Source organism: Burkholderiaceae bacterium DAT-1, assembly GCA_019084025.1.
Classification (GTDB): domain Bacteria; phylum Pseudomonadota; class Gammaproteobacteria; order Burkholderiales; family Chitinimonadaceae; genus DAT-1.
This window is the reverse complement of the sequence record JAHRBI010000005.1, coordinates 380,892-392,689: the sequence shown is the minus strand read 5'-3', so window position 1 is coordinate 392,689 and position 11,798 is coordinate 380,892. Positions and strand designations below refer to the sequence as shown.

Below are 11,798 nucleotides of genomic sequence, written 5' to 3'. Positions count from 1 at the left end.
ATACACTGCCAGCATGTCCCTGATCTCTTCTCAAAGTGGGCCGCGAGTCGCGTTTGTGCCACATAACGCAGTTGGTCGCGATTTTATCGTGGGCGATTTGCATGGTTGCCGTCATGAGTTGTTCGAATTGCTCGGTCGTGTCGGCTTCCGTCCGGAAGCCGGTGATCGGCTCTTTGCGACTGGCGACCTGATTGATCGAGGCCCGGACTCGCCCGGTTGCCTGGCTTTGCTGCGGCAACCGTGGTTTTTCACGGTGATCGGTAATCATGAGCAAATGATTCTGCGTGCGCTTGATGAAGGCGATGCCAATATGATGGCGATGTCTGCTGCGAACGGAGGAAGCTGGGCAGTGCCGTGGATCATGCGGAAAGATCCGGTCTTGATGCGGATTGCGGCGGAACTGCGTACGCTGCCCAATGTGCTCGTCGTCGGGCCTGGCACCCGCACCCGGTTCAATGTAGTGCATGCGACATTATTGAAAACGCCAGCCGAAGATGAACTATTTGTCGATCGCGAGCTGGATGAAGGTCTCAAGGGGCATGACGCCAAGGCAGCTGACCGCATGATGTGGAGCCGCACACTGGCCGAGGAAGCGGGCAACGCCGCATTGCGCCGTGCGTCGCCTACCTGGCAGCAGGGGTTGTCATTAACCTATTGTGGTCATAATCCGGTTCCGTATCCTGTTATTCTGGCGTCGCACTGTCATATCGACACAGGCTCAGGCTATGAGGGAAATGTCGATATCGTCGGTGTCGATACGGGCGTGCCGATGCGTCTCACCATCGCGGAGCATAATAATGGTGATCCGATTTTTCATGATCTACTGGTCAATTGATTAGACTGGCCAGTTGATGTTTCAACCTTTGCGGTCCGGACTGTTTTCCGGCAACCGTTTTCGAGTACACGATGTCTGCTAATACTTTCGCTGCACCTGTTTCTTTCACGCCACCTGAAGGCGGATTGTCCTTTAAGCTTCACAAGACCAGCGGCAATGCGCGCCGCGCAACAGTTACCTTGAATCATGGCGTGGTTGAAACACCGGTATTCATGCCGGTCGGTACCTATGGCACGGTCAAGGCGATGTCACCTGTTGAGCTGAATGATATTGGCGCGCAGATTGTGCTCGGCAATACCTTCCACCTGTGGCTGCGTCCCGGGCTGGATGTGATCCGCAAGCACGATGGCCTGCACCGCTTCATGGGGTGGAGCAAGCCCATCCTGACAGATTCGGGTGGATTCCAGGTATTCAGCCTGGGTGATTTGCGCAAGATTAGCGAAGAGGGTGTGCGCTTTCAGTCGCCCATCAATGGCGACAAGCTGTTTCTGACGCCGGAAATCTCCATGCAGATCCAAACGGTGCTGAATTCCGATATCGCCATGATTTTTGATGAATGCACACCTTACCCTGCAACCGTGCACGAAGCCGCGCAATCGATGCGTCTGAGTCTGCGTTGGGCCAAGCGATCCATCGATGAATTCCGCAAGCTGGACAACCCCAATGCGCTATTCGGGATTGTGCAAGGCGGTATGCACGAAATCCTGCGCGATGAATCGCTGGATGGTCTGATTCAGCTCGACTTTCACGGTATGGCAATTGGTGGTTTGTCGGTAGGTGAGCCCAAAGAGGATTTCGCACGCATTCTGGCGCATACCGCACCCAAGCTGCCGGTGAACAAGCCTCGCTACCTGATGGGCGTTGGTACGCCGGAAGATCTGGTGTATGCGGTAGGGCAGGGGATCGATATGTTCGACTGCGTGATGCCAACCCGCAATGCCCGTAATGGCTGGTTGTTCACCCGGTTTGGCGATGTCAAAATCAAGAACGCCCGATACAAGGATGATACTGCACCGCTGGATGAAACCTGCAGTTGCTATGGTTGCCGCAATTTCAGCCGCGCGTATCTGCATCATTTGTTCCGTGCGGGTGAAATTCTCGGCGCACGCCTCAATACCATACACAATCTGCATTATTACCAGTGGCTGATGGCCGAAATGCGGCAAGCCATTGAAGCGGACGATTTCGCCGGATTCGTCACCCGTTTCCACGCGGATCGTGCGCGTGGTGCCTAGTTAATACGCACTGTCTGGCGGGCGATGAGCTGACAGTTCATCGCTCGCAACACCTCGCTGTATGATTTCTTCTGCTTGATAAACGGCATTCCAGCGCCATCTAGGGCTGAGTCGGTGCATGCGTCACGGCATTCGATACGCGGCAAAGCATGACAAGGCGAGCGACTCGCTCTAGAATGCGCCGTCCATTTAAAAGTGTCGACGTGCGTCCCAAGTACGCCGTTAGGTGCAATAACAGAGATACCGGGTAATTCAGATGCTGATTTCTTTTGCTTCCGCTGCACCTGCAGCCGCTGCTGCTTCTCCTGACATGATGGAAACCGTAAAGGGCATTCTGCCTCTGCTGGTCATCTTCGTGCTCTTTTACTTCATGATGATTCGCCCGCAGCAAAAAAAGATGAAGGAAACGGCTGACATGCTGAAGACCCTGCAAAAGGGGGATGAAGTTGTCACGAGTTCCGGTGTGCTGGCCAAGGTCAGCAAGCTGTCCGATGATTTCCTGACACTGGAAATCGCTGATGGTGTAGAAATTGTGGTTCAGCGTGCAGCCGTGGCTGCCAAGCTGGAAAAGGGCACGATCAAGGCCAAGCGCTAAGATCGTATACAGGGCCAGCATTCGCTGGCCTTTCTTGATTGTCTTTCCCCCGGGTTCATTTCCATGAATCGATATCCTCTGTGGAAATACGCCATTATTGTGCTGACACTTGTGTTCGGTACGATTTTCGCGGTTCCGAATATCTATGGCCGTAGTCCTGCACTGCAGGTGGCGGGTGTGCGCTCCGATGTGCTGGTGAACAACGACATCATGAAGCGGGTCGAGCAAAGCCTGGCAGAAGCCAAGGTCGACATTCGCTCCATGCATCTGGAGAAAAATAGCCTCAGCGTGCATCTGGTCAAAGCCGATCAGCAATTGCACGCCAGTGATCTGCTGCAAAAGGCGCTGGGCGACCAGTACGTGGTTGCGCAGAATACTGTGAGTGATGCGCCGGAATGGCTGAGCGGCTTTGGTGCCAAGCCGATGTCACTGGGTCTGGACTTGCGTGGCGGCGTACACTTCCTGCTCGAAGTCGACATGAAGGCTGCCATCGACAAAGCCTATGATCGTCTGGCGGGTGACGCCAAGCGTGAGCTGCGTGAGGCCAAGATTTACGCTGGTGCCATCAAGCGCGTCGGTCAGGTGGTCGAAGTACAGGTGCGTGATGCAGAGCTGGTTGACAAGGTTGTCGCCCAGATCGCCAAGAAGCTGCCTACCGTGCAAGCTGCACCGTTCAAGGGTGAAGGAAATAACCGCGTTGTACTGACCTATACGCAGCAAGAAATTCTGCGTATCCAGTCTGATGCTGTTCAGCAAAACGTGAGTGCACTGAATAAGCGTATTAACGAACTGGGCGTGGCCGAACCGCAAATTCAGCAACAGGGTGTCGACCGTATTTCGGTTGATCTGCCGGGGGTGAATGATCCAACACGTGCCAAGGAGCTGATTGGCCGTACTGCCGCGCTGGAAGTGCATCTGGTTGAAGACGATGCAGGCAAGCTGGCGGATGCAATGGCCGGTAATGTACCGCCGGGCTTTGTGCTGATGGACTACATGGAAGGCCGTGGTCGCAATACCAAGATTCTGCTGAAGAAAGATATCGAGCTGACCGGCGACAATATCAATGATGCACAGACTGGTTTCAATGACCGCAACGAACCGGCCGTTCATGTCCGTCTGGATTCTGCTGGTGCCTCGATCTTCCGTCAGGTCAGCCGCGAAAATCTGAAAAAGCGTCTGGCCATGGTGCTGGTTGAAAAGGGCAAGGGCGAAGTCGTGACCGCGCCAGTCATTCAGCAGGAGCTGGGTGCCAACTTCTCCATCAGCGGTGCCATGGATACGATCGAAGCCAATAACATCGCCATTCTGCTGCGCTCGGGTTCGCTCGCCGCACCGATGAATGTGGTGGAAGAGCGTTCCGTTGGCCCGTCGCTGGGTGCTGAAAATATCACCAAGGGCTTTACTGCGACGCTGTATGGCTTCGGCGCCGTGGTGGTGTTCATGCTGATCTACTATCGCGCCTTCGGCTTTACCGCTGCCATTGCGCTGGCGGCCAATCTGATTTTCCTGGTGGCCATGCTGTCGCTTCTCGGCGTGGTGCTGACTCTGCCGGGTATTGCGGCCATTGCGCTGACACTGGGTATGGCGATTGACTCCAACGTGCTGATCAATGAGCGTATCCGCGAAGAAATTCGCGCAGGCATGTCACCGCATGCCTCGATCAAGGCAGGTTATGAGCATGCATGGGCCACCATTCTTGACTCCAACATCACCACCTTGGTTGTGGGCGTGTCGCTGCTGATCTTCGGTTCCGGTGCGATTCGTGGATTTGCATGGGTACACTGTATGGGTATTCTGACCTCGATGTTCAGCGCGGTGTTCCTGTCGCGTGGCGTGGTCAGTCTGATCTATGGCTATCGCCGTAAGCTGCAGTCGCTGGCTGTGTAAGGGAAGACGGGAAACGTATCATGATCGAATTGTTCCATTTCAAAAAAGACGTCCCGTTCATGAGTTATGGTCGTATTACCACGACCATTTCTCTGGTGACCTTTATTTTCGCGGTGTTCTTCCTGATCACGCGCCCACTGAATCTGTCGATTGAATTTACTGGTGGGACAGTGTTGGAGGTTCGCTACCCGCAAGCGGTGAATGTCGAGCAGGTTCGTACCACGGTTGAAGAGCTCAATCTGGGTGGGCTGCACAAAGAAGTGACCGTGCAGGCGCTGGGTACGCCACGTGATGTGCTGATTCGTCTGCCCAATATTCCGGGCCAGAAGAGTGCTGATCTCAACAATCAGGTGATGAAGCGCCTTGCCGAAACCGCACAGGAAGATGCTCAATGCAAGACATTGCGCGTCGCTGGTCAGCCGCTGCCGGCTGATCTCTGCGTAGAGTCGCGCAAGGTCGATTATGTGGGGCCCGCTGTTGGTGAAGAGTTGTACACCCATGGTTTGACGGCCTTGCTGATCACCTGTTTGGGTATCATTGCCTATCTGGCGATCCGTTTCGAATGGCGTTTTGCAGTGTCCGCACTGATCGCCAATCTGCACGATGTGGTCATCATTCTGGGCTTCTTTGCCTTCTTCCACTGGGAATTCAATCTCGCCGTGCTGGCCGGTGTGCTTGCCGTGCTGGGCTACTCCGTGAATGAGTCCGTCGTGGTGTTTGACCGGATTCGTGAAAATTTCCGCAAAGCCAATATGCGTGGTAAATCCGTCACGGAAATCATCGACAATGCCATTACTTCAACCATGAGCCGGACGTTTATCACTCACGGATGTACGGAAATGATGGTACTGGCGATGCTGTTTTTCGGCGGCCCGGCACTGCACAACTTCGCACGTGCGCTGACGATTGGCATTGTGTTCGGTATTTACTCTTCGGTGCTGGTGGCCTCGCCGTTGCTGCTGTTGTTTGGCGTAACGCGTGAAAACATGGTGAAGCCGGTCAAGGTTAAAGAAGAAGCCGTCGTCTGATTATTCGCTTTTGTTGAATCACTCTACTCATTCAGGGCCACTTAGTGTGGCCCTGAGTTTCAGGATACCTAGAACGTGGACATGAACCTGATCGACATCATCCTGCATCTGGATGTGTTTCTGAAGCAGATGGTGCAGGCCTATGGTGGCTGGATTTACCTGATCCTGTTTCTGGTTATTTTTTGCGAAACCGGCCTGGTGGTCATGCCCTTTTTGCCCGGTGATTCGCTGCTGTTTGTCGCCGGTGCGATCGCTGCAACTGGCGGAATGAATCCGTTCATCATTGCCTTGGTGTTATTTGTTGCCGCGGTACTGGGGGACTCGACCAATTATCTGATCGGGCGTTATCTTGGCGAAAAGCTGTTCTCCAAACCCAACTCCAAGTTGTTCCGTAAGGACTATCTGGAGCGGACGCATGCTTTCTACGAGCGGCACGGTGGCAAGACGGTAACACTGGCCCGCTTTTTGCCGATTATTCGTACCTTTGCGCCGTTTGTCGCAGGTGTGGGGCATATGAATTACCTGCGCTTTCTGACGTTTAGCGTACTGGGTTCGATCTTATGGATTGGTGGCCTGGTGACGCTCGGTTATCAGTTCGGTAATGTGCCGTTTGTTCAGCGCAATCTGTCGGTCATGATTGTGGCGGTCATTGCGTTGTCGTTTGTGCCGATGGTGCTGCAATTGGTTCGCCAGCGGTTTGTGCGGTCGTAAATTTCTCAGGTTGCATGTCAACGCAACCGGATGAGTAGAGCAGTATGTCAGAAGCGTTTTACAGTGATAAATCAGTTGTGCGGCGGTCGTTTGACAAGGCCGCTACGGCCTATGATCGCGCCGCAATTTTGCAGCGTGAAGTGGCTGATCGCATGATGGAACGGCTGGATCTGGTGAAGTTGAAGCCCGCCAGGATTCTGGATGCCGGAAGTGGTACAGGTTATGCGGGCCCCTTACTGCGTAAGCGGTATCCCGATGCTCGATTGATCGAGCTCGATCTGGCCATGGGCATGCTGGCCGCTTCCCGTGCCAAAGCTGGCATGATTGATAAGCTGCTGCGCAAGACGCCGTGGCAGGTGTGCGCCGACCTCGAAGCCATACCGTTGGCGAATGATAGCTGCGATCTGATTTGGTCTAATCTGGCATTTCAGTGGCTTAATGAGCCGGATCAGGCATTCGCCGAGTGTCATCGCATCCTTCGCCCGGAAGGGCTGTTCATGTTCAGTACGCTGGGGCCGGATACGCTGAAAGAGCTGCGTCAGGCATTTGCGTCGATTGATAGTGTTCCCCATGTAAATCGATTTATCGATATGCATGATCTTGGCGATGCGCTATCACGTGCAGGCTTTAGTGCGCCTGTAATGGATATGGAAAAAATCGTCATGACCTACGACGAAGTTCGCTCGGTGATGATGGATTTGAAAGCTATTGGTGCGCACAATGCAGCACAAGGCCGCAAGCGAGGTCTGATGGGCAAGACTGCCTGGCAGTCGGCTGTCGATGCCTATGATCGATTACGTGTCGAGGGGCGCTTGCCTGCGACGTATGAGATTGTCTACGGTCACGCCTGGAAGCCTCAGCCTAAACCTGCCGATGGTGCGCAGGTGATTCGTTTTATGCCGCGTCCGGGTGGGTCTGCATGAGTGTGCCGGCAGGACAGGGATATTTCATTACAGGGACAGACACTGAGGTGGGTAAAACCTTCGTGACCTGCGAGCTACTGCGCGGTGCAGTTGCAACAGGTCAGCGTGCTGTCGGAATGAAACCCGTAGCCTCGGGCTGTTTGCAACTCGCAGATGGTTCCCTGCAAAATGAGGATGTCGTTGCGCATGAACGAGTGAGTAATGTTCGTGCCCCTTTGCATTTACGTAATCCATACGCCTTCGAACCCCCGGTTTCTCCGCATATCGCCGCTGCAATGGCAGGCGTGGACGTGTCGCTGGATGTGATTGGCGATGCCTGTCGACAATTAACCCATCTGGCTGATCTTGTTTTGGTGGAAGGGGCAGGGGGGTGGCTGGCTCCATTGACGCCTCACCACACGATGGCTGATCTTGCACAGCATCTTGCGTTGCCGGTGATTCTGGTGGTCGGGATGAGACTTGGCTGCTTGAATCATGCCATGTTAACCGCCGAAGCGATTTTGGCCAGAAATCTGACGCTTGCGGGCTGGGTGGCAAACTGCGTCGATCCCGCCATGTTGTCTCTTCAAAGCAACCTCGACTATCTGAGTTCGAATCTTCCCGGACAATATTTTGGTGCGGTGCCGCATGGTGGGTGTGCCGAAAATCTGTTGCTAATCAATTAGTAAGAAAGACATCTTCAAGCGATGTTGTATGCATTGTTGCGACACAATGCATTTGTTTTATTAATTCCGCTTTGTCCTCATTGAGATTTCTCAAATCGCTCTGTTACGATGCATTGCGATAAAAAATTGCTATCCGTTTGACCTGTGTCAAGCCGGGTAGCGCAAAACATTGAGCCGGCGTCTGCCGGTGCCATATGGATAACGCAAGCATGCTTGCGTACCGCAATGGGGACAATATGAAACACCGCGTATCCGTGCTATGGGCTGGGTTGGCGTTGCTTGCACCCAGCTTTTGTTGTGCCGAGTACAAACTCAACATGCAAGAGCCTGTTTCTGATGTAGGTTGGCAGGTTTTCTCTCTGCATACGGCGTTGATGGTGATGTGTCTGATCATCTTCGTCATTGTATTTGGTGCGATGTTTTACTCGATCTTCAAGCATCGCAAGTCGCTTGGCTATCAGGCAGCAAATTTCCACGAAAGCACTACGGTTGAAATCTTCTGGACCGTCATTCCGCTGCTGATTCTGGTTGGTATGGCTGTGCCTGCAACCAAGGCCGTTCTGGCCATGAAGGACACACGAGGTGCCGATGTCACCATCAAGGTGACGGGTTACCAGTGGAAGTGGGGTTATGACTATCTGGATGAAGGTGTTAGCTTTCACAGTCGTCTAGCCACTCCGCAAACTCAGTTCGAAAATTTTAATGGCAGCGGAGATGCCAGTAAGAACGAGAACTACCTCCTCGAAGTTGATCATCCGCTGGTCGTTCCTGTCGGCAAGAAAATTCACATCCTGACCACTGCAAACGATGTAATTCACTCGTGGTGGGTACCGCAACTCACCGTGAAGCAGGATGCCATTCCGGGCTTTATCCGCGATACCTGGTTTAAATCCGACAAAATCGGCACTTACCGCGGGCAATGTACCGAATTGTGTGGTAAGGATCATGGCTTTATGCCGATCGTGGTCAATGTGGTCAGCGAGGCAGACTACAAAACCTGGCTGGATGAGCAGAAGAAGCTGGCAGCTGCCAATCAGGATGATCCGAACAAAGTCTGGACTCTGGCTGAGCTGAAGGAGCGAGGCCAGAAAGTGTACGATTCCAATTGTGCAGTCTGTCACAAGCCTGATGGAAAAGGGCAGGGCATCTTCCCGGCGCTCGATGGTTCCAAGGTCGCCAATGGCCCCAAAGCGGAACACATCAAGATCGTGCTGAATGGCAAAAACGCCATGCCAGCCTGGGCCAAGACCCTTTCGGATACCGAAATTGCTGCTGTGGTGGCCTATGAGCGTAATGCCTGGGGTAATCACACTGGCGACGTGATCCAGCCCGCCGACATCAAGGCCGCCCGCTAAGCGCGGACGATCAGAACAAGATGAGGATCTGACATGACAACTACTACCCATCTTCCCGATCACGGACATGATCATCACGATCATGCCGTTCCAACGGGCATGGCCCGATGGCTGACTGCAACCAACCACAAGGATATCGGTACGCTGTATCTGTGGTTTTCCATGATCATGTTCTTTTCGGGCGGCGTCATGGCGCTGTGTATCCGTCTGGAACTGTTCAAGCCGGGTCTGCAGTTCTTCCGTCCGGAGCTGTTTAACCAGTTCACCACACTGCACGGACTGATCATGGTGTTTGGTGCCATCATGCCTGCCTTTACCGGCCTGGCAAACTGGATGCTGCCACTGATGATCGGCGCGCCGGATATGGCATTTGCACGGATGAACAACTGGTCGTTCTGGTTGCTTCCACCTGCAGCCTTATTGCTGATGATCAGTTTTGCTGTGCCTGGTGGTGCTGCAGCGGCAGGCTGGACACTCTACGCCCCGTTGGCTACCCAGATGGGCATGGGGATGGACCTGACCATTTTCGCGATCCACATCATGGGGATTTCGTCGATCATGGGCTCGATCAACATCATCGTGACCATTCTGAACATGCGCGCACCGGGCATGACCCTCATGAAGATGCCGCTGTTTGCCTGGACGATGCTCATCACTGCGTATCTGCTGATTGCCGTGATGCCGGTTCTGGCGGCTGCCGTGACCATGGTGCTGACAGATCGTCACTTTGGCACCACATTCTTTAATGCGGCGGGTGGCGGTGATCCGATTCTGTATCAGCATATTTTCTGGTTCTTCGGCCACCCCGAGGTGTACATCATGGCGCTGCCATCGTTCGGCGTGATCAGCCAGATCATCCCGACCTTCGCACGCAAGCCGCTGTTTGGTTACCACTCGATGGTTTATGCAACTGCTTCCATCGCCATTCTTTCGTTCATGGTGTGGGCACACCACATGTTCGTCACTGGTTTGCCTGCAACTGCACAGCTGTTCTTCATGTTTGCCACGATGGTGATTGCGGTGCCAACAGGTGTGAAGGTCTTTAACTGGGTCGCTACGATGTGGCAAGGCTCCATGACCTTTGAAACCCCGATGCTGTTTGCAATCGGTTTCGTCTGTCTGTTCACCATTGGCGGGTTCTCGGGTGTGGTGCTCTCGATGGTGCCGGTGGATGTGCAATTGCATGGTACTTATTATGTGGTGGCGCATTTCCACTACGTGCTGGTTGCAGGTGCATTGTTCACGTTGTTTGGTGCAACTTACTACTGGCTGCCCAAGTGGACGGGGAATATGTACAACGAAGGCATGGGCAAATTCCATTTCTGGTGGTCTATCGTCTCGTTCAACATTACCTTCTTCCCGATGCACTTCTTGGGACTGGCTGGTATGCCGCGCCGCATTCCCGACTATGCAGCTCAATTTACCGAATTCAATTCCATTGCGACGGTTGGTGCGTTCCTGTTCGGATTTGGTCAATTGATCTTCCTGTTTAATGTGATTCAAACCATTCGTGGTGGTGCCGGTAAGGCGCCAGCTAAGCCATGGGATGGCGGAACCACCCTGGAATGGGAGGTGGAATCGCCTGCGCCTTTCCATACATGGGATCAGCCACCTGCACGTGAAGTGGTGGATCGTCTGAGTGAATTGCAGAAGCTGCATTAAGGAAATTGAGATGGATCGCCAAAAGAATGTTCGGCTTGCACTTGTACTTGCCTCCATTGCGCTGGTCTTTTTTGCGGGCCTGATGATCAAGGTTTCGCTGTTCGGGCACTGAGATGAGTGAGCGTCGCAAAGCAGGACAACAGATGGAGAATCACCGCCTGTTAGGCAGGTTGCTGATTATTGCATTGATGATGTTTGGCTTTGGCTACGCCATGATCCCGTTGTACAAGCAAATCTGCGAAGCAACGGGTATCAATAATGTAGTAAAGGCGGATGCCCGGACTTCGACGCAAGTGGATCGTAATCGAACCATTACCGTCGAGTTCGATGCAAATTTGCGCAGCAACTTGCCGTGGCGATTCAAACCGGAATCCAGACGCGTGACTGTACATCCTGGCGAGTTGGTGCAGGTAGGATATGAAATGGAAAACACAGGCCATGAGCGAATCATTGGTCAGGCGATTCCCAGCTATTCACCTGCACTCGCAACCAGTTACTTCAAGAAGCTAGAGTGTTTTTGCTTTCGCCAGCAAACATTTATGCCGGGCGAAAACCGGAAAATGCCCGTTGTTTTTACGATTGATCCATCCATCCCCGAAGAGGTGACGAATATCACGCTCTCATACAGCTTTTTTGCGGTAGGTGGAACCGATGGCAATCAGCATGCGGAGCGGACATGAACTCAGAAAAGCCGGGTGTGAAATGGAATCCTGTACCCGCAATTTTGACGGTCTTTTCTGCATTCACGGGTATTAGGAAGGGAGCGCACTCAAAGCAGGATCAAGCAAAGCTGTCTCCGTTACAGATCATACTGGCAGCCGTTATCTGTGTTGCCTGCTTGATTACGGTACTGGTGCTGCTGGTTAGAACGATCACACGTTGATGGAATCACCCGAGAAATC

13 protein-coding genes are annotated in these 11,798 nt (G+C 53.3%); all 13 read left to right on the top strand.

Translation table 11 applies throughout. The annotated features are described in order from the left end of the window. The first annotated feature begins 13 nt into the window (after positions 1-13). The 13 genes from KSF73_12730 (at position 14) to KSF73_12670 (ending at position 11,779) form a co-directional block, all read left to right on the top strand. Positions 14-835, top strand: coding sequence for a metallophosphoesterase (locus KSF73_12730; protein MBV1776574.1), 822 nt, complete (start codon positions 14-16; stop codon positions 833-835). Between the two features lie 71 nt (positions 836-906). After that, entirely contained in the window at positions 907-2,070 is a 1,164-nt protein-coding gene (gene tgt / locus KSF73_12725) for a tRNA guanosine(34) transglycosylase Tgt (protein MBV1776573.1), read from the top strand. A gap of 256 nt (positions 2,071-2,326) precedes the next feature. Further along, positions 2,327-2,665 carry a preprotein translocase subunit YajC gene (gene yajC, locus KSF73_12720; protein MBV1776572.1) on the top strand — a complete coding sequence of 113 codons (339 nt, stop codon included), beginning with the start codon at positions 2,327-2,329 and terminating at the stop codon, positions 2,663-2,665. 63 nt (positions 2,666-2,728) lie between these two features. Beyond that, complete coding sequence (secD, locus tag KSF73_12715; GenBank protein ID MBV1776571.1) at positions 2,729-4,552, top strand: protein translocase subunit SecD; 1,824 nt, start codon at positions 2,729-2,731, stop codon at positions 4,550-4,552. A gap of 20 nt (positions 4,553-4,572) precedes the next feature. Next, positions 4,573-5,580, top strand: a complete 1,008-nt coding sequence (secF, locus tag KSF73_12710; GenBank protein MBV1776570.1) for a protein translocase subunit SecF — start codon at positions 4,573-4,575, stop codon at positions 5,578-5,580. A gap of 81 nt (positions 5,581-5,661) precedes the next feature. Then, positions 5,662-6,291, top strand: coding sequence for a DedA family protein (locus tag KSF73_12705; GenBank protein ID MBV1776569.1), 630 nt, complete (start codon positions 5,662-5,664; stop codon positions 6,289-6,291). Positions 6,292-6,335: 44 nt separating this feature from the next. Next, positions 6,336-7,214 carry a malonyl-ACP O-methyltransferase BioC gene (gene bioC, locus KSF73_12700; GenBank protein MBV1776568.1) on the top strand — a complete coding sequence of 293 codons (879 nt, stop codon included), beginning with the start codon at positions 6,336-6,338 and terminating at the stop codon, positions 7,212-7,214. Further along, positions 7,211-7,879 (top strand): dethiobiotin synthase, encoded by a 669-nt coding sequence (bioD, locus tag KSF73_12695; GenBank protein MBV1776567.1) that lies wholly within the window; start codon positions 7,211-7,213, stop codon positions 7,877-7,879. The genes bioC and bioD overlap by 4 nt, the downstream gene beginning before the upstream one ends. A 209-nt stretch (positions 7,880-8,088) precedes the next feature. Then, positions 8,089-9,234: a cytochrome c oxidase subunit II gene (gene coxB, locus KSF73_12690; protein ID MBV1776566.1), complete on the top strand. Its 1,146-nt coding sequence runs from the start codon at positions 8,089-8,091 to the stop codon at positions 9,232-9,234. A gap of 33 nt (positions 9,235-9,267) precedes the next feature. After that, positions 9,268-10,896 carry a cytochrome c oxidase subunit I gene (gene ctaD, locus KSF73_12685; protein ID MBV1776565.1) on the top strand — a complete coding sequence of 543 codons (1,629 nt, stop codon included), beginning with the start codon at positions 9,268-9,270 and terminating at the stop codon, positions 10,894-10,896. Between the two features lie 10 nt (positions 10,897-10,906). Then, positions 10,907-11,008, top strand: coding sequence for a cytochrome oxidase small assembly protein (locus KSF73_12680; protein ID MBV1776564.1), 102 nt, complete (start codon positions 10,907-10,909; stop codon positions 11,006-11,008). A gap of 1 nt (position 11,009) precedes the next feature. Then, positions 11,010-11,576: a cytochrome c oxidase assembly protein gene (locus KSF73_12675; GenBank protein ID MBV1776563.1), complete on the top strand. Its 567-nt coding sequence runs from the start codon at positions 11,010-11,012 to the stop codon at positions 11,574-11,576. Continuing rightward, positions 11,573-11,779, top strand: coding sequence for a DUF2970 domain-containing protein (locus KSF73_12670; protein ID MBV1776562.1), 207 nt, complete (start codon positions 11,573-11,575; stop codon positions 11,777-11,779). The genes KSF73_12675 and KSF73_12670 overlap by 4 nt, the downstream gene beginning before the upstream one ends. The last annotated feature ends 19 nt before the right edge of the window (positions 11,780-11,798 follow it).